General features: G+C 58.9%; 23 protein-coding genes. 4 read left to right on the plus strand and 19 right to left on the minus strand.

Features of this window, described 5'->3' with window-relative positions; genetic code table 11:
- Positions 1–6 precede the first annotated feature (6 nt).
- Positions 7–1,152 carry an AAA family ATPase gene (locus C4K40_RS15440; RefSeq protein ID WP_053129926.1) on the plus strand — a complete coding sequence of 382 codons (1,146 nt, stop codon included), beginning with the start codon at positions 7–9 and terminating at the stop codon, positions 1,150–1,152.
- Between the two features lie 117 nt (positions 1,153–1,269).
- On the opposite strand, the gene C4K40_RS15445 is transcribed toward C4K40_RS15440, so the two are convergent.
- Positions 1,270–2,307: a hypothetical protein gene (locus tag C4K40_RS15445; RefSeq protein ID WP_022644480.1), complete on the minus strand. Its 1,038-nt coding sequence runs from the start codon at positions 2,305–2,307 to the stop codon at positions 1,270–1,272.
- Positions 2,308–2,394: 87 nt separating this feature from the next.
- On the opposite strand from C4K40_RS15445, the gene C4K40_RS15450 reads away from it, so the two are divergent.
- A complete protein-coding gene (locus C4K40_RS15450) occupies positions 2,395–2,961 on the plus strand; it encodes a hypothetical protein (RefSeq protein ID WP_053129929.1) in 567 nt (188 codons plus the stop codon).
- A 112-nt stretch (positions 2,962–3,073) separates the two neighbouring features.
- Entirely contained in the window at positions 3,074–4,039 is a 966-nt protein-coding gene (locus C4K40_RS15455; RefSeq protein ID WP_083456849.1) for a bifunctional GNAT family N-acetyltransferase/nucleoside diphosphate kinase regulator, read from the plus strand.
- A 127-nt stretch (positions 4,040–4,166) separates the two neighbouring features.
- Here C4K40_RS15455 and C4K40_RS15460 read toward each other — a convergent pair whose 3' ends face one another.
- The 17 genes from C4K40_RS15460 to C4K40_RS15540 all read right to left on the minus strand — a co-directional run bounded on the left by C4K40_RS15460 (position 4,167) and on the right by C4K40_RS15540 (position 22,712).
- On the minus strand, positions 4,167–4,997 hold the full coding sequence (locus C4K40_RS15460) for an alpha/beta fold hydrolase (protein ID WP_022644483.1): 831 nt from the start codon (positions 4,995–4,997) through the stop codon (positions 4,167–4,169).
- A 382-nt stretch (positions 4,998–5,379) separates the two neighbouring features.
- Positions 5,380–7,581, minus strand: coding sequence for a type II secretion system secretin GspD (gene gspD, locus C4K40_RS15465; RefSeq protein ID WP_053131353.1), 2,202 nt, complete (start codon positions 7,579–7,581; stop codon positions 5,380–5,382).
- A 35-nt stretch (positions 7,582–7,616) separates the two neighbouring features.
- On the minus strand, positions 7,617–8,153 hold the full coding sequence (locus tag C4K40_RS15470) for a DNA utilization family protein (protein WP_053129934.1): 537 nt from the start codon (positions 8,151–8,153) through the stop codon (positions 7,617–7,619).
- Positions 8,150–8,749, minus strand: a complete 600-nt coding sequence (gspM, locus tag C4K40_RS15475) for a type II secretion system protein GspM (RefSeq protein ID WP_053129937.1) — start codon at positions 8,747–8,749, stop codon at positions 8,150–8,152. Before gspM ends, C4K40_RS15470 begins: the two co-directional genes overlap by 4 nt.
- Complete coding sequence (locus C4K40_RS15480; RefSeq protein WP_053129940.1) at positions 8,724–9,821, minus strand: PilN domain-containing protein; 1,098 nt, start codon at positions 9,819–9,821, stop codon at positions 8,724–8,726. Before C4K40_RS15480 ends, gspM begins: the two co-directional genes overlap by 26 nt.
- The gene (locus C4K40_RS15485; protein ID WP_022644488.1) at positions 9,818–10,531 is read right to left on the minus strand and encodes a type II secretion system protein GspK; all 714 of its coding nucleotides are present in this window, start codon (positions 10,529–10,531) and stop codon (positions 9,818–9,820) included. The genes C4K40_RS15480 and C4K40_RS15485 overlap by 4 nt, the downstream gene beginning before the upstream one ends.
- On the minus strand, positions 10,528–11,139 hold the full coding sequence (locus tag C4K40_RS15490) for a prepilin-type N-terminal cleavage/methylation domain-containing protein (protein WP_053129944.1): 612 nt from the start codon (positions 11,137–11,139) through the stop codon (positions 10,528–10,530). The genes C4K40_RS15485 and C4K40_RS15490 overlap by 4 nt, the downstream gene beginning before the upstream one ends.
- Positions 11,136–11,516, minus strand: coding sequence for a type II secretion system protein (locus tag C4K40_RS15495; RefSeq protein ID WP_053129947.1), 381 nt, complete (start codon positions 11,514–11,516; stop codon positions 11,136–11,138). Before C4K40_RS15495 ends, C4K40_RS15490 begins: the two co-directional genes overlap by 4 nt.
- Positions 11,513–11,977, minus strand: coding sequence for a GspH/FimT family protein (locus tag C4K40_RS15500; RefSeq protein WP_053129949.1), 465 nt, complete (start codon positions 11,975–11,977; stop codon positions 11,513–11,515). The genes C4K40_RS15495 and C4K40_RS15500 overlap by 4 nt, the downstream gene beginning before the upstream one ends.
- Before the next feature lie 2 nt (positions 11,978–11,979).
- Positions 11,980–12,402, minus strand: a complete 423-nt coding sequence (gspG, locus tag C4K40_RS15505) for a type II secretion system major pseudopilin GspG (RefSeq protein ID WP_053129952.1) — start codon at positions 12,400–12,402, stop codon at positions 11,980–11,982.
- Positions 12,403–12,414: 12 nt separating this feature from the next.
- The gene (gspF, locus tag C4K40_RS15510; RefSeq protein WP_053129955.1) at positions 12,415–13,626 is read right to left on the minus strand and encodes a type II secretion system inner membrane protein GspF; all 1,212 of its coding nucleotides are present in this window, start codon (positions 13,624–13,626) and stop codon (positions 12,415–12,417) included.
- Positions 13,627–13,628: 2 nt separating this feature from the next.
- A complete protein-coding gene (gene gspE / locus C4K40_RS15515; protein ID WP_053129957.1) occupies positions 13,629–15,329 on the minus strand; it encodes a type II secretion system ATPase GspE in 1,701 nt (566 codons plus the stop codon).
- A gap of 70 nt (positions 15,330–15,399) precedes the next feature.
- Positions 15,400–15,996 carry a phospholipase C accessory protein PlcR gene (gene plcR, locus C4K40_RS15520; RefSeq protein WP_053129960.1) on the minus strand — a complete coding sequence of 199 codons (597 nt, stop codon included), beginning with the start codon at positions 15,994–15,996 and terminating at the stop codon, positions 15,400–15,402.
- Between the two features lie 17 nt (positions 15,997–16,013).
- Entirely contained in the window at positions 16,014–18,203 is a 2,190-nt protein-coding gene (locus tag C4K40_RS15525) for a phosphocholine-specific phospholipase C (RefSeq protein ID WP_053129963.1), read from the minus strand.
- 414 nt (positions 18,204–18,617) lie between these two features.
- Positions 18,618–19,061 (minus strand): phospholipase C accessory protein PlcR, encoded by a 444-nt coding sequence (plcR, locus tag C4K40_RS15530; protein WP_053129966.1) that lies wholly within the window; start codon positions 19,059–19,061, stop codon positions 18,618–18,620.
- 361 nt (positions 19,062–19,422) lie between these two features.
- Positions 19,423–21,429: a neutral/alkaline ceramidase gene (locus tag C4K40_RS15535; RefSeq protein ID WP_053129969.1), complete on the minus strand. Its 2,007-nt coding sequence runs from the start codon at positions 21,427–21,429 to the stop codon at positions 19,423–19,425.
- A 989-nt stretch (positions 21,430–22,418) separates the two neighbouring features.
- Positions 22,419–22,712, minus strand: coding sequence for a helix-turn-helix domain-containing protein (locus C4K40_RS15540; protein ID WP_083456851.1), 294 nt, complete (start codon positions 22,710–22,712; stop codon positions 22,419–22,421).
- 91 nt (positions 22,713–22,803) lie between these two features.
- Between C4K40_RS15540 and C4K40_RS15545 the strand changes: the two genes are divergently transcribed.
- Entirely contained in the window at positions 22,804–23,238 is a 435-nt protein-coding gene (locus C4K40_RS15545; protein ID WP_053129973.1) for a hypothetical protein, read from the plus strand.
- Positions 23,239–23,271: 33 nt separating this feature from the next.
- Here C4K40_RS15545 and C4K40_RS15550 read toward each other — a convergent pair whose 3' ends face one another.
- Complete coding sequence (locus C4K40_RS15550) at positions 23,272–23,673, minus strand: hypothetical protein (RefSeq protein ID WP_083456852.1); 402 nt, start codon at positions 23,671–23,673, stop codon at positions 23,272–23,274.
- Between the last annotated feature and the right edge of the window lie 219 nt (positions 23,674–23,892).

Genomic DNA, 23,892 nt, shown 5'->3' on the forward strand with positions numbered 1-23,892 from the left:
TTCGAAATGGATATTCATCCACTGCAACACCTGGTGCCCGAGCCTGGGCACGCCATGGACAGTGCCGCCTGCCTGGCGGCCATCCCGGCCCTGGCGCGCCTGGCCGACACCCCGCAGGACCCGACCTACCACGCCGAGGGCGATGTGTGGATTCACACCTGTATGGTGGTGGAGGCGCTACTGGCTCAGCCGGCGTACCAGCAAGCCAGTGCCGAGCAGCGCTTCGTGTTGTTCTTCGCCGCCTTGCTGCATGACATCGCCAAGCCCGATACCACAGTGATCGACCCCGAGACTGGGCGTATCGGCCAACCCGGCCACTCGCGTCGGGGAGCGGTGGATGCCCGGCTGCTGTTGTGGCGCGCCGCTGTGCCGTTCGAGCTGCGCGAGCAGATCTGCCGCATCATCGCCGTGCACCAGGTGCCGTTTTTTGCCCTGCAAGGCGATCGCAGCGGGCGCAGCACGGAGTTCCTGCTCCACAAGCTGTCCTGGGAACTGCCGGTGTGGATGCTCTGCGCGGTGGCCGAGGCCGACATGCAGGGTCGTGATTACGTTGGCAAGGCCGATGTCTTGAGCGCCATCGAACTGTGGCGTGAACTGGCGGCCGAGGAGGGCTGCCTGCAGGGGCCGCGCGCCTTCGCCGACGACTACACGCGCATCCAGTACCTGCGTGGCGCCCGGGTTCACCCCGACTATCCGCTGCATGCACCGCAAGGCTCGCAAGTGCTGATGCTTTCCGGCTTGCCGGCCAGCGGCAAGGACACCTGGGCCGCGCGACATCATCCGGACCTGCCGGTGGTCTCGTTCGACGATGCGCGCCAGGCCCTGGGCCTGCGCCACGGGCAGAACGAAGGCGCCGCCGCGCACTACGCCATCGACCGGGCCAAGGCCTTGTTGCGAGAGCAGCGGCCATTCATATGGAACTCGACGCACCTGTCGGCGCAGATGCGCAATCGCACCCTGGACTTGCTGTATGGCTACGGTGCAGAGGTGGAGATCGTCTACCTGGAAAGCCCGGAGAGCGAGATCATGCGGCGCAACCAGCAGCGCGACACCTCGCTGCGCAACGCGGATATCCGCCGCATGCTATTCAAATGGGAGGTGCCGCTGCCGACCGAGGCGCACCGGGTGAGTTACCAGGCACTGACCAAGTGATGCCGGAGGAGGGCGGTGGAGGCCAGGGGGATGTAGAGAGTGGCGCCCCTGCATGATTACGCTGGCCAACCCCATGGCCAGGTGGAGCAAGGCAAGGGCGCAGCGGGTTTGCCCAGGTTAGTTCTGCCAGCACTGCGCGTAGCGCTCACACACCCCGTAGCGCTTGTCCAGGTCGGCCATCCGGGTCCAGTGATCGGCCATCCTTTCTTTTTGCAATTGCTCATCGAGCCCACGGTAGTACTGCAACATCGCGTTGTTGGTAGCCAGCGCCTGGGTGACATCGGTGGCCTGGGTGTCTGGCACCAGTGCCTTGATGGCTGGTGTATCCAAGCGCGAGAGGCGTGTGCGGTACTCGGCCTTGTAGTGCTCGAGCGCGCTGGCCTTTACCCCTTGAGCCTGCTTCAGGTAAGTCGCTACGTTCTGCCGAAATTGGGTCCAATAAGCATCCGGCAGGTCCAGGTTCATCTGCCGCTTGCGCTTGTCGACCACCAGGTCGGCGGCTTCGTTCTGGCTGCTCTCGCTCAAGGCCGGCCCAGGCTTCATCTCGCTGATGATGCTCTGCGAGACAATCTGCTCGATCATTTCGTCACGCTCGACGGTGGCCGGCAGGCCCTTTACGGGCTCAGGGAAGAGGGCGTTGGCGCCCAGGCAGCTTGCCAGACCTTTGTTCACCAGAGGGACAGGAGAGCGCACCACTTGGCCCTGCGCTTGGTGCAGGCGCTTGAGCGATGTCACGCACTGACTGCCGGCACGACTGAAGGTGAGTTCGTATTCAGCGCCACTTTGCGGCGTGAAGGTGAAGGCCATGCCACATACCGAGGCGGTGCCTTGGGTATTGAGGTGCAGCATTCGCTCTTTGTTCGGGGCCAAGCGGATTTCCAGGTAGGGCGTCTTCTGGGAGGCAGGAGGGATCGACATGTTCGCTCGCCGGCGAGAATCGGCGAGGAACAAGTTATTGAGAATCCCCGTGGTTTGCCCGTCACAGTTCTGCTCATCGAACACACCCAGCGTGGCGCTGCTCATGTCGCTGATAAAACGAAGCTTGGCGGCGTCTGCTTCGGTTGCATCTGGATAAGTGCCCGATAAACTGCAGCCGCTCAAGATCAAGGCGAAGGCCATGGCACCCGATACACGGCCGGTGAAAATACTACTCATAGTGGGGTGTCATCCTTAACGCTTGATTTGAAAGGGGCAGCATCATAATGGGAAAGCCACATTTTGTTTCAATGGATCGAGTATCGAATGCGCAAGACAAGTCAGTTGTTGGTAGTTGGAGTTACAGCCTTGATGAGTGCCTGTTCGGCATTACCGCCTGAAATGGCCCTGGATTCCAAAGTCTATTCCACCGAAAACGCAGGCCTCGTCCTCGGTTCGCTGATCGAGGGCGGGCCCTACGGCACCTGGATCAGTTTTCGTAATGTGAATAGCGGCAAGACCTACGGCTGGGCTCCCAAGGACTATTACTCGGCATGGCTGCCTGCAGGTACCTATGAAGTGAATGACCTGGGTTCACGCCGCGGGCTCATGGGACCCTATTCGAGACCCCTGCGTTTTACCGTGGCCAACGGCCAACTCAATTACCTGGGCGAGATGGCGTACGGCTGCCCGGTCGCGGCCCACCCAGCTGCCGTCTATGGGGTCAAGAGCTGCGGTTTCCTTGCACTGGGAACCTGTACGGTGGACCGTCCCAGCATTGCCATATGTGTAACGGACAGGCAGGAACAGGCCGTTCGAACCTTCGTCAAGCAGCACCCGCAATACTCCCAGCTTCCGGTCAGGCCGACTGTGATGTCGACGCAGCAGCCGTAACGACGGCCAACTCGCTTGGGCATCGATGGCGGGTAGGGCAGGGAGCAGGTTGTGATCTTTTCGGCATTGCTCGCCTTATGCCTTAAGATGCCCGGTTGCCGAAAGAACCGTCATGGCCATAACCGCCATGAAGGGCTTTCATCCTTTACAAACAAGTGTGGTGAAGATGAACAAGCCTTTCATTTCGCTGTGCCCTGAAATCACTCGGGCACATGCGCTGACGTTGAAAGATTGGTTGGAAGATGAGCGCGTTACCTGTTACCTGAGCGATTCACGTGATGTTTCCCGTTCCATCGAACACGTCATCGATCGGACCCAACTGCCGATCCTGACCCATCTATTCAACCGGGACGGCCGGTTCTTCATGGCCTATGACCGCCATGACGCCCCGGTGGGTTTTGTCCGACTCGTCAAGACCGGTTCCAATTGCGAGATAGTCCTGGTCATCGGAGACAGCGACAAATGGGGCCGAAACCTTGGCGCCCGGACCATCCGCGAGGGCATGAAACTGGCCTTTCTCGATATGCGGGCCGAAAAGCTCATCGCCAAGATCCACCCGGACAACTCGCGCTCACTGAAAGCCTTCGTGCGCAGCGGCTTTGTGCTCGAGAACGAAACGCCGGCATTGAAGTCGTTTTCCATGACGGCGGAGCGTTATCTGCAGTTCTTGCGCGAGGGGGCCGCTGGCGACTCTACGGGGATCTACATCACCGAAATCGACAAGGCCAGGCTCGAGAGCCTGATCGTCTTCGAGCAGGGCCCGGCCGTGGTTGAACTCGAACATGAGCTTGAGCGGGCCATTGTCGTCAAGCCGCAGCATGTGGCGCGCAATGTCGTCACGATGAACTCCAGGGCCTTGCTGCACCTGGACGACGAAGAAATCGAAGTAGCCCTGGTCTACCCTGACGACGCGGACAGCAGCGCCGGCAAGCATTCCGTGTGTTCCGACATCGGCGCCGCCATCCTGGGCTATCAGGAGGGCGATGCCATCGACTGGCGTATTTCTGATCGGACCCGCCGGATCGAAATCAGGAAAGTGCTTTATCAACCGGAGGCCGCTGGCGATTTCCACCTGTAATTGTGCCTTCAGCTCAGTGTTTGTCAGGCAAAGGACGAGGTCGCACTTTCCATGCTTTAAACTGCGCGTGCGCAACGACCGACCCGCATCCTGCAGGCCGGCAGTGGCTGGTGTACGTTCTATTGCGTCAGGCGTTTATGAATGCCAGCAGGTCGGCATTGACCTGGTCCGCGTGGGTAGTCGGAATGCCGTGCGGCGCTCCCTTGTAGGTGTGGAGCGTGCCGTTCTTCACCAACTTGGCAGAGAGCACGCCGGAATCCGCGTAAGGCACGACCTGATCGTCGTCGCCATGAATCACCAGGACGGGGATGGAAATAGCCTTCAGGTCCTCGGTGAAATCGGTTTGTGAGAACGCGACGATGCCATCGTAATGCGCTTTTGCGCTCCCCATCATTCCCTGGCGCCACCAGTTCCAGATCACCGCTTCCGATGGCTTGGCGCCTGGGCGGTTATAGCCATAGAAGGGACCTGCGGGAACATCGTAGTAGAACTGGGCGCGGTTAGCCGCGAGCGCGGCTTGGAAGCCGTCAAACACGTCTTTGGGCGTTCCACCCGGGTTGCTTGCCGTCTTGACCATCAGTGGTGGAACCGCGCTGATCAGCACGGCTTTTGACACCTTGTCCTGTCCATGTCGAGCGATGTAGCGCACCACTTGCCCGCCACCCGTCGAATGCCCGACATGCATTGCACCTTGGGTCCCGAGCTTCTCGACGACCGCCGCGACATCGTCCGCGTAGTGGTCCATATCATGGCCGTCCCAAACCTGGCTGGAGCGCCCATGGCCACGTCGATCGTGCGCGACCACGCGAAATCCCTTGTTCACAAAGAACAACATCTGAGCATCCCAGTCGTCTGAACTGAGTGGCCAACCGTGGTGGAAATGGATGACCTTGCCGTCCCGTGGGCCCCAGTCCTTGTAGTAGATCTCAACGCCATCTTTGGTCGTGACAGTGCTCATATTCCGAGTTCCTTCATGATCTGTACTTGTGGATCGAGTGACGCCCAATGCCCGGGCGGGGAGTGCGGCCGGGTCTAAGCCTAGCAGTGAAACAAGCGTTATGGCCGGCTCACTGCCTGCGACCGCATCCATCACGGCGATCAGGTCGGCCACTCCGACACGCCTTGGCAAGACTGCAAGTACTGAACCAGGACTGTAAGTAACCTCTGGCCGCCAGCTTTGCTGCGGTTCCCTTGCAAGATTGCGCGCCCTGTCTATCGTTCACGCACTGATGGACGCCCCCAGCTCAGGCCGAGAAAAACTCAACGCAGTGCCGGGATGAGTTGACCACTGCAATTGAGCCTGGACAGCCGCTGTACAGGCTTTTCAGCGTCATGATCTTTCAAAGTTTTTGCAGTGGCTGGATAAGCTGGAAGCGCTGACGATACTCATCCGTCACCTGGCGCGCCTCGCTGTTGCCGGTGATCACGCGAGGGGTGATGAGCACGATCAGTTCCGACCGGTCGTCATTGCGGATGGTCGTACCGAACAACCACTTCAGCCCCGGCACCTTGCCCAGATACGGCACGCTGCGATCGGCTTCTGCCTGGTTTTGCTTGATCAGGCCTCCCAGCAGGACAGTCTGGCCGCTTTGCACGGCGACTTGGGTAGACACCGCGCGGGTCGAGATGGTGGGGTTGGCCGGTGGCGTCGCCGTGGTCCCGGTTCCGCCGCTGGCGGGAGTCGTGGCGTCGCTGACCTGTTGCTGAATGTCCATGTACACCAAGCCGCCGGGGTTGATGCGTGGCACCACATTGAGGATCACCCCGGTCTGCACGTACTGCACGGAGCTGGTCTGGATGGCGCCGACCCCGGTATTGATGGTGGTCTGGCTGATCGGGATGTTGTTGCCCACCTGGATCCGCGCTTGCTGGTTGTTCATCACCACCAGCGATGGCGCCGACAGCACCTTGGTGTTGCCGCTGGTTTCCAGCGCTCGCAAGGCCACCTGGAAGTTGTTGCTGACAAAGGAGTAGAACAGCGAAGCCGATCTCACCTCGACGCCGCCTCCGCCCAATGCACCCTGGCTGCCCGTGGTGTTCTGCACGCCAGGAGTGGTCGAGTTGCCCGCCAGGTTCCCCAGGTACCATTGCACGCCTTGCTCCAGAGAGCCGGTCAGGCTGACTTCGAGAATGCGTGTTTCGATCTGCACTTGCAGGGGGGGATTGTCCAGACGCTGTATCGCCGACTCGATTTCAGCCCATTGCGCCGGCCGGCTGCGCACCAACAGTTGGTTGCTGCTTTTCTGGGCCGTGATGCGCACTGAATTGTCGAATGTCTCGTTGCTCGCGGCGTTTGCGGCCTGCTCCTGATCCTCGCTGCTGGCCTCGAACTCTTCTTCCGGCTGTGCCGCGCTGGTGTCTTCGGCGTTGCCGTTACCACCGATCCCATTGATGCCCGATGGCAGGCCTGAAACATTGCCGCTGCCGTCATTGCCAGTGCCATAACCATTGCTCGACAGGGTGACCGTACGCAGGCCGGGTGCTACCTGAGCGGCCGGCTCGTCGGTGATTTTCGCATTGCCGTAAATCTGTCGCAGGTACTTGGCAAGGTCGGTGGCCTTCATGTTGCGCACGTCGTACACATACATTTGCGGTTCATTGCCGCCGCCCTGGTCAATGGCTTCGATCCAGCGCCCGACATCACTGAGGTACTGCGGCTGAGAAGAGATCACCACGATGGAGTTGGTGCGCTCGATCGGCAGGAAACGCAACATCCCGGCCAGCGGTGTCGCGCTTTGCGCTCCGAACAAATGCTCAAGCTCGGGCATCAACTTGCTGACGTTGGCGTGCTTGAGCCCGAAGACGCTGACGGACATGCCCTTGAGCCAGTTGACATCGAAGGTGTCGATGGTCTGCTGATAGTTGTTCAGCTCATCGGGAGTGCCCGCCATGATCAGCAGGTTGCGGGCGGCGTCGACCTGCACGAAGGCATTTTCCCGGGCCATGGGTTGCAAGAGCTTTTGCATTTGCGGTGCGGAAATATAGTTGAGCAGAAAGAACCGCGCCGTCATGCCGCTGCCAGGTTGTGGCAATGCCAGCTGCGGCGCGAGCCGGCCGGCGAGCGCCGTGTTCGCCGGCAGCACAACGTAGCTGTCGTTCTGCCGGATGATGGCGTTCTTGGTCAGTGCCAACAGGGTTTCCAGGATCGAGAAGGCCTGGCTCTTGTCGACGGGCCTGGAGGTCGAGAAGGTGACGTCGCCCACCACACCCGGGGCGATGCTGTAGTTCTCCTTCAGCACATCACCGAGGATGGTGTTGGCCACGGCCTGGATCGAGACATTGGCGAAGTTGAAGGTGACGCCTGGCTCTTGGGATGCCGTAGCGGCTTGGGGCAGCGCTGACGGTTTCTTATTGATGAAGTGCTGGTTGCCCTGGACAACCCGGGTCGTGGTCGGCGGTGTGATGATGGCCAGTGGCGGTGCTTTCGGCGCCGGGATCGGCAGCGGCGCGCGATCAGTACCGGTGCCGGACAAGGCTTCTTTGATCAACCTGTCGTCCCGTGCGCTGTCGGTGGCCGGTGTTGTGCAACCACAGAGCGCCATCGCGCCGGCCAAGCCAGTGTAGATGAATCGTTTTCTCACAGATCGCTGTCCTTGGGAGTGTCAGGCAAAGAGGGGGGAGCCGGTGTGTTCTGCGGCACTTTCAATAGCAGCAGCTTCAACGTTTGGGTGTTGGCGCCCTGGGTCAACGAGACGTATGTCGGTTCGATCCGCTCGACTCGCCAGCCATTGGGCAGTTGTTGCTGTTCGAGGGCCGCCAGCTGTTGCTCGTCGCTCGTCTTGAAGAAGGCCTTGCGCAGGGCTCCGGAAGCGATGACGCCGGTCAGGCTCAGGCCATTGAGCGACGCCGGCGCCGTCTCGGTGGCTGGGGAGGGTGGCGGGTCAGGCTGCCTATGGGCGTTGAACAGTGGTTTTTTCCAGGTGTATTCATGCGCTGACAACGCTACGGGCATGGGCTCGGCAGTGCCGGCCGCTTTCACCGGGGCAGCCGATGGATCGAGTGGAGGGAGCCACTGAACCTCGGTGCCAAAGCCGTTGAGCAAGATCAGAAGCAACCCCAGCAGGCCCAGTACGGCTGCACTCAGCCAACGAAGCGAGGGTGGGAAGCGCGTCATGGCGTCGCTCCTTTTGGCGTTGGGTTTTGCAGATAAGCGCTGATCAGCAGTTGCGCGGCCAAGCGATTTGCGCTGGCAAGCTGGCCCCGGCTTTTCTCGATCCGGAAGGACTCGATGAACAGCGAGACTTTGCCGTTTTCCAGGCGGTGCAGCAGGCCGGCCAATGGCTCGATGGCGCATTCGAGGTTGATCCGCACACTGACTTGCCGATAAGGCCCTTGCTGGGTGACCGGCACCGGAATTCGATTGGCCAGCGTGCAGCCACCGCCCACCGTGGCGAATACCTGCAAATCGGCGGCGATCAACTGCATCAGTTGTGCGGTGGCCGTGCCCATGTCGGAATCGGCCAGCAGGTTTTCATTGCCCACGGATGAGCGCCTGATCTGAGCCAGCGAGTTCTCCAGCGCAGGCCGTTGGCCGGACAATGCCACGTAGCGTTGCTGGTTGTGGCGTAGCAGCGCCATCTCATCGGCAATGGCCAACAAAGGCTGGCTGAACCAAACATGCAAGGTCAGAAAATACCCTCCGACCAGGCTCGAAGCGGCCAAGGCCAGGGCCAGGGCGCGCTGGCTAGCGGGGGGTGGTCGCAGGCGCATGGCTGGCCTCCGCTTTGCGTAGGGTGGCGAGCATGCTGAAGCGGTCCAGGCCGGTGACAAGGTCTGGCTGGATGGCGCCCTGGAAATTGATGCCTTCCAGGCTGCGGCAGGCTTTCATGGCACTGATCAGGGCGCTGGCCTGGCTGCTTTGGCCGGTCAGGCTGACCTGGCCGTCCGGGTTGATATTCAGGGACTCCAGGGTGGTATTCAGCGGGATGCATTGGCTCAACTCATCGAGCAGCGCCGCCATCGAGGTGGTTTGTGCCCGGCGTTCCACGACATAGCGTTGAGCGTTGAGGGTGTCGTCGATCTGCTGATTGAGCGCCTGGACCTGTTGCGTTTGCCGTTGCAGGGCCTTGACCTGCTGCCGCATGTCTTCAAGGGCCTGCTGACGGTTGTGCAGCCAGAGCTGCAGGCCGGCCAGCGCCAGGACCAGGGCGACCAGCGCAAGGGCCGGAGCTGGCCGCATCAGCGAGCGGCGTCTGCGGGTGCGGCGATGGGGTGCCAGCAAGTCGACGTGCAACCGTGTGCCGTGCTCATCCAGCACATCAACCGCCATGATCGAATGACCGGCCTGTTGCGCCTGATCGAGCAGCGTATCCAGCCGCTCACGGCTGACCACGGCCAGGCGAATGCGAATCAGCGAGTCGTGGGCAGAGGGCAGGCGAACACAGTCGAAATAGACCTGGCTGGCCTTGAACGGGGTGTACTTGTCCATCTCGTACGACAGCATGGAGCTGAGATCCTGGGCCACCGCCGCCGGTAACGACACTTCATGGAGCAAGCGCTGGTGCGGCAGCAGGACCAGGACCGCTGCCGCAGATGTCGATGGCGCGAGGGCTGGTTGCAGTTGCTCAACGTCCCCGGTCCAGAAATGGTCGTCCCGGGAAAACAGCAACGGTTGTTTTTTCTCGGGGTTGATCCTGGCTCGCCAGGAGGCGGGCAGGCAGGCCAGGAGCTCTGCCCGCCACCAGGCAAGGAATCCAGGCAGCGGCGACCCTTGCCAGCGCAGCAGTAGCCAGCGGATCAGCGGCTGTAGCCGGTCAGCCAGGGGCTGGATCAGCAGATTCATTCTTTCCAGCGCAGCACCCGATACGGTCGTTGACCGCTTCCTTGTGGTGAAAGAAAAACCACGGCCTCCAGGGAAGCCGAAACCTGATTCTCCAGCGTCGCCAGGACTCGCACGTTGACCACCGATTCGGGGCCCCGCTGCAGCGCGACCTTTGGCCGTGACAGTTTGAGCAAGGCCAGCAGTTCGGGGCTGGCTGCATCCACATCCGGCACCGTGAGGCCGGACCAGAGCGTGAGGTGCGGTAGCAAGCGCTCGTACAGGCGCGGCTGCATGCCGGGTAACTGCTGCAACTGTTCGAGCGCTTTGAGGGGGCCGGCACTGCGCTGTTGGCCCAGGCTTTCACTCCATTGCCGAGCCTGCCCGGAGGTTGCGCCGAGGCCATGGGCCAGGCGCGCGAAACTGTCCAGCGCGGCAAAATTCAGATCCAGTTTGCCGCGCTCGCTGCTGACTTGGAGGCTCAGCGTGGCCTGCTCAAAGGGCAATGAGTAAACACGCCCATCAGCCACCGTGCGCGCCGGGTAGGCAAACAACCCTTCGACCGCCAACGCCAGGCCCGCTTGCGCGGCCAGCAGGGCGCGGCTGTGTTGCAGTTCAAAAGCGCTCTGGCGGTTTTCCAGGCGCAGGATCTCGACCAGGCTGCCCATCATCAGTCCCAGCAGAGCGATGGCCCACAAGACCATGATCAATGCGGCGCCGCGCTGGCGGCTCATGGGGTCACCTCGGAATCCACGCGCAACGCCACGATTTGCGTGGGCCACAGGTCGGCTCCGCGAGTATCGACGTCGATACGCACGGCCTGGGGCAGCCGGTCCGGCCAGGGCCAACGCTCCAGCCAGTCGGTCGGCTGGCGGTTGGGGTCCAGGCCTCTGTAGCTCAAGCGCAAGTCCTGAACCTCCTGCACCAGTATCTGGGGATTGCCCCAGGGGTGTAGCCCATCCGGGCGGTCCTGGCTGAAACTGATTTGCAAGCGATTGACGCCAGCCGGGCCGGCCACCGCTTCAAGGGTATGCACCTGGACACCAGCGGCGAGTTGCCCGGGCATTGGAGAAACGAAACGCATGCGTTGTCGCTCTCCTTCGAACACCCGTTCCTGATCCGCCGCGTGGCCAAAATCCTCGGCCAGCGCCTGTTGGAGTGCGCTGCGCAGAAAGTTCTGCGCGGTCCTCACTTGGGTCAGGCGATCGGTGTGTTTTTCGCTGAGCAGCAGCAAGTGGTTACCGGAGCCCAAGGCGGAACCGATCAGCACCATCAGCAAGCCGAGGAAGCTCAGGGCGAGCAGCACTTCCAGCAGCGTAAACCCGCGCTGGCCTTGCCTCATGGCAGGCTCCCCGCTGGATGCTTGATGGCCTTGAGCGTGACGAAGCGTTCATGCCGGCTGCCCTTGACCAGCATGAGTTCTAGCTGGGAGAGCACAATGGCCCCCTCATCCCGAAGCGGGGTGGCGCTCAGGCGCCATTGGATACCGTCGCGGGTACCTTCCAGGTGGGCGCCACTGCCCAGGCCGTCTCCATACTCGGCCATCAGCGAAGTGGCCATCAGGGCCATTCGGGTTGTCTGACCATCCCGCGCCAGTGCCTGGGTGGCGTAACCCAGAGTGTTGAGTACGACTGCAAACCCAATGCTCAGGACGACAATCGCCGCGAGTAATTCGACCAGGGTAAAGCCACACTGCTGGCGGGGAGGCAAAGGCTTCATGGCTGTTGCCTATCCCGCCAGTCGACCCGTCCGGTGAGCCAGTCGATATCAATGCGCGTCGCTTGGCTGCCGCGCGCCAGGTACAGGTGCCCGCCAGTGGAGCCGCCGTTGGGGTAGAAGGTGATCAGCCCGACTGACCCTTCATCGCTATCGGCAGTGGCCGCCGTCGTCAGGCGCAGGGTCATGCCGTCCGGCAAGTGGCGCGGTGCCTTGCCGGGCAGCTGATAGCTGTTGCGCAGCACATCCAGGCGCAGGGAGGCTGGTTGTCCTGCGCTGATGGCTTGGCTTCGGACCTGGCGCAACGCCAGGCTCAGGTCACGCTTGACCTGACGCTCCTGGGCGCTCTTGAGCCCCTGGGAGATACCCGAGGCCAACAGGCTGAAACCCACGGCAACCATGAGCAGCACCACCAGCATTTCCAGGAGGGTGAAGCCCTGTTGAACCGGCCGCATGGCAGGCATGGCTATTCCCAACTGCCCAGGTCCTTGCTGTAGCCGTCACCGCCGGGCTGGCCGTCCTGACCGTAGAAAATCAGGTCGAACGAACCGTGCTGGCCGGGTGCGCGATAGCCGAATGCATGGCCGAACGGGTCCTTGAGATCACTGGCCTTGGCATACGGACCGCTCCAACTGGCGGCATTGGCGGGGCGGGCAAGCAGCGCATCGAGGGTACGCGGCGGTGACCCGACGTCCAGCGCATAGCTTTCGATTTTCATCGACAGGCTGGCCAATTGCGCCTTGCCGGCACCGTACTTGCCCTTGTCGACATTGCCACCCACCTGGCGAACGACGATGGTCGCGACAACGCCGAGCAAGACAATGACCGCCAGCATCTCCAGTAAAGTGAGGCCGCGCTGGCGCTTGGGCAGTGAACGAGCTGTTTTCATTAACGTCTCCGGTCAAAGGTTACTGGTCAGGCTCATCAGCGGCAGCATGATGGCCAGCATGATCACCGCCACCAACGCCGCCATGACCACGGTCAGGCTCGGGACCAGCGCGGCCAACAGGCGGTCGATGCTGCGCTTGGCTTCTTCATCGAAAATGCTCGCCACTTTCAACAACATGCCATCGAGTTTCCCGGACTCTTCACCCACTTCGATCATCTGGATCGCGAGGTCCGGCAACAGTTGTTCGGTTTCCAATGCCGTCGACAACCGCTGACCGTCCTTGACCTTGACCGTGGCGTTTGCCACGGCGGCGTTCATCGCCAGGTTATTGGCGACTTGCCGGCTGATGTCGAGGGCATTGATCAGGGGTACGCCCTGGGTCACCAAGGTGCCCAGGGTACGGGCGAACCGTGCGCTTTCCAGGCGTTTCAACAAGCCGCCGGCCAGGCGTGATCGCAGCAGGTATCGATGCCATTTCAAGCGATTTCCGGGCCGGCCCATGTAGCTCAGCGCTGCCCAGGCCAGCCCGAGAAAGAGCGCCAATGCATGCAGGCCATAGCTGGAAAGAAACTGCCCGAGGTCGAGGATCAGCTGGGTCAGCAGCGGGACAGGCACCCCCAGGCCGTCGAAAATCGGCACGAACTGCGGGACCACATAGGCCAGCAGCAACACCAGCGAGCCGAGCACACCCACCACCAGGAAGGCCGGGTAAATCAAGGCGTTGATGACTTCGGTGCGGATGGCCTGCATCCGTTCCAGGTAGCTCGCCAGTTGCCCGAGGCTTTGATCCAGCACCCCGGCGGCTTCACCGGCGTGAACCAGGCTCAAGTACAGCGGGGTAAAGGATTGCCGTTCGACGGCCATGGCCGCTGACAGCGTCTGTCCGGCCTTGACCCGGTCGCGAATGCGTTCGATCAATTGCCGAGCCGCTGGTTTGCCGGGTTGTCGGATCAGGATACCCAGCGCCCGTTCCAGCGGCTGGTCAGCCCCGAGCAACGTCGCGAGTTGCTGGGTAAAACGGCCGAGTTCTTCGCGACTCAAATGGGACGGGCGCAACCAGGAGGGGCGAGGCAAACCCGAGGCGCCGCTGGCGCGTTGTACCCGCAGGACCAGCAGGCCACGCTCTTGCAACTGGCTCGCGGCGGCCTGCGGGTCGCTGGCTTCAAGATGGCCGTTCACGGTGTTGTGGTCGGCGTCCAAGGCCTTGTATTGATACTGTTCCATGGTCAGTCATTGCGCGTGATGCGCAATACCTCTTCCAGTGAGGTGATACCCGCCAGGGCCTGGCGCAGGCCTTCTTCATGCAAGGTGCGCAAACCGGCAGCGCGAGCGGCCTGCTCCAGGGTAGCAGCGTCGGCGTGGCGCATCAGCAGCGAGCGGATTTCTTCATTCATCACCAACAATTCGGTGACGGCACTGCGTCCGCTGTAACCGGTTCCCGGTGCATCGGCCCTGGGCCGGTACAGCCGGATCGGACGCTCATCGGTGTAGCGATCCAGCTGGTGCTCGGCGATTAGTTGCGCCGGCGCCTCAAAGGCTTCGCGCCATTGCGGGTCTAGCCGTCGCACCAGGCGTTGAGCAAGGATCCCGGTGACGGTCGAGGCGATCAGGTAGCTTTCCACGCCCATGTCCAGCAAGCGGGTAATGCTGGCCGCAGCGCTGTTGGTGTGCAAGGTCGACAACACCAGGTGGCCGGTCAATGACGATTGAATGGCGATCCGGCAGGTTTCCAGATCGCGTATTTCACCGATCATGATCACGTCCGGGTCCTGGCGGACGATCGAGCGCAATGCGCCGGCGAAGTCCAGGCCTATGGCCGGCTTTACCTGAATCTGATTGATCCCGGGCAATTGGTATTCGACAGGGTCCTCGACGGTGATGATTTTCCGTTCGCTGGTATTGAGCCGGGTCAGTGCGGTGTACAGCGTGGTGGTCTTGCCCGAGCCGGTGGGGCCGGTCACCAGCAGAATGCCATGGGGGCGTTCGAGCAAGTCGAGGAGCTGCCGGAGCCGCTGGCCATCGAAGCCCAGGCTGGGAAAATCGAAGGTCACCTGCTCGCGGTCCAGCAGCCGCATGACCACCGATTCGCCGTGACGGGTCGGCACCGTCGAGACCCGCAGGTCCAGCTCCTTGCCTTGAATCCTCAACATCATGCGTCCATCCTGGGGCAGGCGTCGTTCGGCAATGTCCAGGTGCGCCATGATCTTGATCCGGGAAATCACCGCTGCCGACGAACTGACCGGAGGCGCCTCGCCTTCCTGCAAGGTTCCATCGATGCGGTAACGCACCTTGAGCTGGTTTTCGAAGGGTTCGATATGAATGTCCGAGACGCCCAGCTCGACCGCTCGTTGCAACAGCAGGTTGACGATCCGGATCACCGGGGCTTCGGAAGCCAGGTCCTTGAGGTGTTCGATATCGTCGGTCTTGTCGACGCTCTCGCCGAGGTTTTCGATCAGCGTGCCCATGGCCGAGCGGCCCTGGCCGTAATAGCGTTCGATCAATTGTTCAATCTCACTGCGCAGGCCAATCGACAGGCGCGCCGTGAGCTGGCTGGCATATTCCAGAGCCAGGATCGGATAACGCTGGGTCGGGTTGCTCACCAGTATGTGCAGTTGCTGGTCGAAGGGCGGCAAAGGCACCACCCCGTAGTGTTTCAGGAACCGTGGCGAGACGTCCGGCAGACCACCTTCCAGCCGCGGCGCGTCGCTGCCATGCAACAAGGGAATGTCGAGCAGGGTCGACCAGGCCGTTGCCAGGTCTTGTTCCGAGAGGCGGCCGAGTCGAATCAGCAGCTCGGGCAGCTCGTGTTGTTGCGCGTCGCCCTCTAGCTGCCTGGCTTGTGCCACTTCGGCCCCTTTCAAGTGCCCCTGTGTTACCAGCCAGTCGATAGCTTGCGTGGTCAGTGTGGGTGAGTCGGCTATGGCCATCAGCGGATTCCGTGGGTGAGCAGACCTTGTCACCCCATGACTGCTGTGCGTCATGGGGTGACAAGGTGCCTTAATGGCTCAGCGGCTGTGGGGCACTGCTGCCGAAGATCTCCAGGCGCAGCGCCTTGAGTTTTTCCTCGATGGCGGCGCGCCGTGCCTCGTCGCCATCGACGGTCTTGAGTACTTCGTCAATCGCCTGGTTCGCGGCCTGCTGGTAGGTCTCCAGTTGCTGGCGCTGGGCAGGCGAGGGGAGGGCCGGTGGTGTGGAGCGGTCTTTCATGTCCATCCAGATGCTGTAGTTCAGGCGCTCCTGTGACTTGGGGTCGGACTCGATGTTTGGCGTCAGTCGTTCGACCTGGGCATAGGCGGTCTTCAATTCCTCGCCGTTGCTGACCGAGGTTTTCAGCTCGTTGATCAAGCGCTCGGCGGTCTGCCGGCGCTCAGTGGCCGACAAGGTGTTGGCGGTTTGCGAAAACGCGGTGATTTGCTGTTCCAGCGACGCTGGCGCTTGGCTGTCAGCGGCTGGCGCAGGCACGGCCGACGTGGCATCGCTCACTGGGCGCGAGGCGACGCCGGGCCCTTGTTCCACGACGGTGTCCACCGGCTGGCGAAACAGCACCAGGTAGGCAATCAACGCCGCACACACCGCTAAAAGAATGGCTTTCATCTTGAGGGTTCCTTTCATCAGGACGGCATGATGTCCAAGAGTGGATCGGTGCGGCTTGGCAAACCGGTTTCAACATGCCCAGCGAGCCGTCGAGAGAAGTTGCTTTCGGTGTTGGTGGCTGTGAGGGTCAGGTCATACCAGCCGGAACTGCTGCGCAGCAACCAGGAATCGCTCAGGCTTTCACCCGGCTTGAGCTCAAGGGTGTGCACTGTATCGCCCTTGTACGCGGGGTTGGATTTCACCGTCACCGTACAGGCCAGTACCCCGGTATTTTTGATCGTCAGGACAATCTGCGCCCCCTGGTAGCTGACTGAAACCTCAGGCCGGGCGAGGGTCTTGGCCAACTGGTTATTGCCGGTAAATTCCCGATAGAAGCCATTCGGTGCACGCACTTCAAAGCCGTAGCGACCGTTCGCGTCGATACGGTCCTTGAGGTTTTCAATGAGCGTCTGGCCGCGGCTTCTAAGGTTCGTTGCCGCATGGATATCGTAGCTGGTCACCGTATAGAACGCCGGGGCTCCCCGTTCGTTGGAGTGCACCTGGAAGACCGCAGCCGAACGTGCGTACGGGTTTTCCGGCAGGGCCATGCCCTCGTTTCTCAAGTTGAGCAGCAGGCTGCCATCGCTGGCGGCGACGCTGACCTCGGCATGTAGCTGGTAGGGCACTGCCAGGGCGTCGCGCTGGCCGATTTCCTGGCCCGGCAAGGTCGTAGGGTTGGTGTAATAAGGGTAGGAGCGATAGTACTGCTTGTAGTAGGCGTCATCCTGACGAGCTTTGGTTTCAGTCAGGTTGGTCAGGTTGGCAGGAACGCTGCTATCGGTTTTCCCGGTGAAGTCGAAAAGCGAGGTCAAGTCACCGCAAACCGCCCGGCGCCATGGGGAAATATTGTCCGCGGTGGCGCCGAAGCGTTTTTCGAGGAATCTGAGCACAGAGGTGTGATCGAAGACTTCGGCACTGACCTTTCCGCCCCGGGACCACGGCGATATCGCCAGTACCGGCACGCGCGGGCCCAAGCCAATGGGCAACTGGGTGGTGCTTTCGATTTCGCCTTGGGTGTCGACGGCCGAAAGGCCGGTGCCCGGTTTCCATGGTGGTACGGCAGCGGACACGTGGTCGAAATAACCGTCGCCTTCATCGTAGTTGATGATGAATACGGTCCTGGCCCAGACCTTGGGGTTACTGGTCAGGGCTTCGAGAATCTTCGATACGTAGTATTCACCGAAGGAGGGACCCCACCAAGGGTGTTCCGAATAACAGTACGGCGGCACGATCCACGACACTTGTGGCAAGGTGTTGTTTTGCACGTCTTCGCGCAACTTGGTCACTCCGCGAGCGACCATGGCTCGTTGCCACAAATCGGAGTCGGGTTTTGATTCCTTGAAGCGTTTAAACCAGGCCAGGGCATTGCAGTCGTAATTGTTGTCCTCCTGTATGAGCCACTTCCATTTGAGATCGAGGTAGAGCCACCAGAGTGAAGACGACTGGTAGCCGCCTTCCTGGTAAATACGCCAATTGATATTGGCTTCGCTCAGGCGTTCGGGGTAGGTGGTCCAGTCCACAGAACCACTTACACCGATGGTGCCGTCGCCCATGCTGTTGGTGTATTGGACATTTTTGCCATCGCCGGTAGGCGCGGTGCGGCCGGTCATGTGATACAGGCGATTGGGGTTGGTGGGGCCCATGATCGATTGGTGATAGGCCTCGCCCAGGGTGAAGGCGTCTGCCAGGGCATAGTAGTACGGGATGTCATCCCGCTTGAAATGGCCCATGGCGGTGTAGTCTTGGATCGCCGTCCACTGGTCGTTGCGGCCTTCGTTCCAGGTCCCGTGAAACGCCGACCATTCGTGGTTCTGCGAACCTAACCATTGGGCGTGCACGTTCTTGGTGTCGAAGTGATAAGGCAGGTATTCGGTGGTTTTGTAGGTTTGATGCATCACCGACTTGCCATCGGCGCGCTTGAGGACCCGGGGGTCGTTGAATCCACGAACGCCGTTGAGGTGGCCGAAGTAATGATCAAACGAACGGTTTTCCTGCATCAGGATGACCACGTGGTCGACATCCTGCAGGGTGCCGCTGCGCACATCCGGCTCAATGGCCAGTGCGCGTCGTATGGTTTCGGGAAAAAGTCCGGACATTCCGGCCAGCGCTGCAGCTTGTGCACTGCCTTTCAAAAAAGTACGACGATGAAACTTTGGGGCGTCTGTCATCGATAAGCTTCCTGTAAGGTGCGTTGGGGAAACGCCCTCATAAAAGGTCGACCTTATTGTTCTTTCTTGATGTTTTTATTAAATAGAGCGCTATTTTCTCGACGTTTCAGGCGCACGCGCCAGAGTCATGCTCTGCTGCAAATTTAAGTTCTGGCATTTCAAATGCGACAGTCACTCATAGTAAAGACGACACCCAGGCAGTTACTCAAGGCATGAAATCCAGCAAAGGACAAGATGCACTTTTATGGGGCATGGCTATTTTTTTGCCCAATAAGCGCTTTCCTGCAAGAGGCTCCTATCGTTTCTAATCTGAGGGCTGCGCCGCAAATACCACCAGGGCATTAAAGGACAAAAAGCGGACTTTGAAAGACACAGATTTGATTTTCAAATAGTCGCCGCGCCACTAGCTGCCCCTTATTGCAGCAGGAACTGAGGTTCTTCCATGCCAAAGATCTGCTTGCGCAGTGCGCTGAGCCTTTCTTCGATAAGGCTGTGCTGTTGCTCTTCGTCTTCAACGCTACCGAGCACCTCGTCAATCACCTGTTCAGAGGCTTTCGCGTAGATGCCGATCTGCTCGCGCTGAAGGGAGGAGGGCAGCAGCGGCGGGGTATGGCTGTCCTTGAGCTCAATCCAGAGCTTGTAGTTCAAGGCCTCCAGGGGATTGGGCTGAGGCTCGATGTAGGGCGTCAGTTCCTGAACGTGGGCGTAGGCCTGGTTCAGGTTCGCCCCTTTGGCGACGGCGCTTTTTATTTGCTCTATCAAGTTTTCCGCACGTTGCTTGCGCTCCGCCTCCGATAGCGTGCTGGCAGATTGAGAAAACCTGGTGATGTTGGCAACGAGCACTTTGATGTCAATCATGGTCGGACCCTGAAGAAAGAACGCGTGTGTTGTCGAACTTGAGCCAAAAGCCCCTATACGCAGTGGCCGGTAGAGTAGGGTACAAATATTACAAAACAACTCATCAATACCCAGGCTCCTAGGCAAGGCCGGCACTTACCAATAATGACTGCCGGGTCAGAATAACAACGAATCAAGAGATGCCAGCAAGTAAGGTGGAGTTATCTTGGGTGGCGATATTACAGAGGGCCATCTTGAAAGCGACGTTTACTGATAGTAAATACGACGCGAATATCAAGTGCAGGCCAGGCGACCAGCACTTGAAGTATCCCTGATGAGCAAGAACGAACCTTGCCAGAAATAAGTTATCACCAACCGAGGGTCAATCAGCCACTACTTCAAATTTTCGAGTAGTTCCTGTAAAGGCGCTGATCGTTCCCCAGACATTTTTCTGATCACCGCCATGGCTGATGTAGTAGTAGCCGGGTTTGGCATCCTGCGGAATATCCCAGGAAATAGTCGCCTTCGATGCAGAAACTCCGACCCGTTCCCAGCGGTATTTGGTTTCCCAGTCGTTGTCGGTCGCCACACGTATGGCCGCTTTCTCACGGGCGGGGTCGGCTGAGGTGTAGTACACGCTCAGGAAGGTGTCTTCGGTATGCAGGTTGTTCTTCGGGTGCCCGGTGACGAAGGCCACCGTCACGGTTTGCCCCCGGTGGTAGATCTTTTCTGGTTGCTGCAGCACATCGCCAAACGAGGTGCCGATGTACGGGGCATCGGTGACGACACCGGTCTGGAAGTTCAACAGGCAGCAGGACAGGTCAGGTGGCTGGGCGGTGCTGGCGACCGGCTGATGGTCACGCATGGCGTTGGCCATGTCGGTGAACAGCTGTTGATAGGCGGCCTGGGTCCAGGGGCCGAAGATCGTCGAGCCGCCTTCATACTCCTGGGCACCGTATTCTTCGCGGGTAGTGACATAACTGGAGTAGGCGTTGGCATAACCATTGAAGATCACATGGTTGATGCCCATGGGCGCGACTATGGCTTGTACCGCCCGGCGAATGCGCACACCGGACATCACCGTAAACTCGGCCGGTGCGCCCAGCACGGCGAGCTGGCCGATGCGGAACATCTGGATCGGCAGCACATTGGGAGTCCAGGGGAAGGGTTTCTTGTTGCCAGTGTCGGCCAGTATCTGTTTTTCAGCCTGGCACTTCTTCAGCTCCTTGGACGGCGCACCGGTCAGCAAGCCGCCGAGGAAAGACAGCAGCGGATTATTGCTTTCACTGATGCCCAGCGGACCAGGGCCATCTTCCGTGCTGCCGGCTGCCAGACTGCTGCCCAAGGCGGCAATACACAGCGTCTTCGGCGTGCCATCCGTGTAGTCAGGGCGTACGGTCAGGCCGTGGAAGTCGACAAACTGAAAGCGGTTGTCGAGCCCACCGGTCACTTCCTCGGTCGGCCCTGTGACCAGTTCATAGGCTTTGTTGAACTGCCTCAAGCCGATTTCCTTGGTGTTGGCGAACTCGTCCTCAGTCGGCCCGGAGCCTGGACGCAAGTTCAAGTTGGGCGACAAGTTGCCGGCATTGGTCTGGGCAAAGGCGGCGATAAACCCTGGTTTTTTACTGATGTCGTGTTCCCAGTGGTAAGACGCATAGCCTTTGTTATCAGAAGAAATCAGATGGTTGTTATTGGTCATGGATGTGCCGTGCACAGGGAACCAGCTGATGACTCCGGCAAGCTCGCCCTGTTGGTCGACGAACTTCAACACCGTCATTTCCGGGTCGATACCGTCTATGTAGCCGGCGACATCCGGATTGCGCTGGTGAGAGAGCAGCGACCTGTTCTTGCTGGCATTGGTGAGATCACCCTTGGCATAAAACAATCGACCAGGTTGCATCTGTCGATGGGCCTGGTCAATTGAACGCACGATGCCATCGACAATCACGTTAAAGGTCTTTTCCTGAAAGCCCAGTACCGACAAGTCGTAGATCGTGTAATGAGAAAAGCCACCAGGACCTGAGTGAGTGTGAGTGGCCGCCAGCATCACATTGTTTTCGTTATAGACCCCCGGGTATTTCTTCTCCAACTTGCGCAAGACACCTTGCTGCACCGCTTGGAAAATCATGCCCAGGTCGGTGTTGACGTACACGAGCCGCTTTCCCGTGGCCCCATCTTCAATGATGAACGCCCTCGACCATTGCCGCGTATGAATACCGGCGGTCTTCTGGTCGGTGGAGGAGTACCCCATCATCCCGACTTCCGCTGCCTCGCCGGTAACATCGGCTTTGCCCAAGCCAAATCGATAAGGTTGTTCGCCAGCAAAGCCGGTTGAACATAACAAGCAGGTGATGACAACGAGAACAGAACGATACAGTCGGATACTCATTTGAATCTCCCTGTTTATTGTTTTGTGTGCAAAAGATAACCCCGCGTTGTCAGGCTCGTCGGAAGCGAGCCTGCACTGAAGACCAGGCTGCTGGTCAGAGGCTGGTAGAAACTAGAACAGTCCGGTTCAGAGGGATGGGGTATTTACGGACATAAACGGGACTCTCAGGGACAACGGTTGAATCCCTTAGAGCGCGGCCTAGTTCGCGAGGATGAGATCCGCAGGTAAAGGAAGAGATCATGCCTGATGCGGATCAAACAGATTTTGCGCAGTACCCGGGTGAATCAGTGCACGAGTGATCTGGAATTGAAGTCAGGCTCTGATTACGAGTGTGGTCTGGTCGAGCATGGACGGGATGGCGTTCAGACAATGACTTATCTGAATACGAGGCGTGGTCCGTTGAGAGGGAGGACGTTAAGCGGGTAAGCGGGATCAGCGCTTCAAGCCATACACATAATTTAACATAATATACATTATGCGTATTTATATGCTGGGACATCAGGGCCAGTGCAGGCCAGATTTCAGAGCCTGCTGTGAATGTCAACTAAAGGCGGGAACGCTCGGTCTTATAAAATTTCTAATTAAATCAATCAGATAGGATCGCACCATAAAACCACTTTTTTGATAGAAGACATCCTTTTTTAGCGAGGTTTTCTGCTAAGACATTGATTAAGTTGAAGATTTTTTTCGTTGCTAAGCGTCGGCAACGGCACCGCCGCATAGCATTTGAAAACGGAACTGGTTGCGGGAAAACATGGGTAAATTAAGACGCTTTTCAGGATTTCGCTCCGTTCAACGCTTGGCAACCCGATCGGTGAAGAAATTTACTCACCAAATTTATCCCTCTTTTAACTGTTAAATAGGTACTGCCATACATATTCACATCGGTCCCTCCGGTCGCCACTGAAATGATTAACAAGCGGATTTATCCTGGCTACGTTTTGCGCTCGCTATGCGGACCCGCAATGACTCCAGATCAGCTGTGAATATCAGCTAGTCGATGACATTCCAATCAGTTGTAGCTCATCCTCCATATGGGATAAAAATCTCCTGATATCCCCGGTATTTTCTTTCCGCATATAGCATGCCGCCACTAAGCTGACCGGATGGATGCCGAGGGCGCTGCAAAGCTCCTCGAGCTTATCAAGTGTAGGGCTGGTACCACCTCGCTCGAGCAGGCTGACATTGGTTCGGCTACTGACAAGCGCAAAATCCTCTTGCGTAAGGCCTTTCTGAAGGCGAACCTGCCTTAGCGTCGCCCCAAAAGCTTTTCTCAGTTCCATTTTGCGATCTCACAAAAGGAACGATAAAGCTTCATTGCACAATATATGACTACAACATATATTGTTCATTTGCGACGAAGAGAGGCTCGCCATGAACCAGGAACATGGTCAATCGATGATCTTTTCCCACCTATTCAACGACGATTTTCTAGCAAGCCCTTTCGTTCGACAGACGGTAATGTGGCCGTGGTTTTATCTGCAAGCGGAGGTTCGTGAAGGCAAGGAATTCGTGGGTGAGATGTTCATGGTCTCTTCGTTTGATTCACTTAAAGATATTCTCGAGCAGCAGCACGACTCCTTTCGGGTCCGATCAATCCAATATGTCACCCCTGGTTTTGTCAACAAAACCGGCCATTGGCGTATGGAGCTGCTTCTGGAGGCGAGCGAAGCGGTCGGTCGAAGTGGAGAGAAAATACCTATTTTGACAGTTGCGGGTCGGACGTATTCTCAAATTGACATCAGCACCGAAACAGACTTCACAAACGTCAAGGTATTGTTCAGCCATAAAACGGACGGGCATAATTGATTTTCTGTAAGCAGGCACTGCCTCAGTAGAGCGTCACCTTTTTCGGCGACGTAATACTCGCTCATTGAAATTAAAACTCGATCCTGTGAGCTGGCCACACGGTTCTTGATCCGGATGACAATGAAGCAGGCTTTCCCGCAAGCTGACATCGCTATCCTCAACCGCCGACTCTGGCCCAGTGTCACCGTCTTCTGGTTCCAACGATTCAGGGCTAGTCAAGTAAAGGGCAAGCAGTTTATGGTGTGGGTAACGGCTCTCAAAATGCCTGATCAGCCCCTTAAAAATGCTTTCACCGGTAGGTGTGCCAGCAACTCGGCGAATCACATACTCAGCGATAGCCAATCGCACCTCGACCTCATTTGAATCGAGAGGAAGATCCTCGTATCCATCTTCAAACCGGCTATAGGGACGACACCCAAGGGGATTATCAGTCATCGTTCCAACCTCCTGTGCGTTTCCTTTAATGGTCAAATGACCTTATACAAAACTCCGGTATTACGATTGAAGTGATCGTTTTTTCGGATTTTCGGCGCTACCTTCAAAATAGGTTAATTGTAAAAAAAATGAAACCACCGGAATCTTGTGTACGGGCGCGGCATTCAGGAGAAAACACACTGCGCTCTCTTTCAAAGTGGAGGCCTCTGCCCCCTTCAG

Origin of the sequence: Pseudomonas sp. CMR5c, assembly GCF_003850545.1 — a bacterium.
GTDB lineage: Bacteria > Pseudomonadota > Gammaproteobacteria > Pseudomonadales > Pseudomonadaceae > Aquipseudomonas > Aquipseudomonas piscis.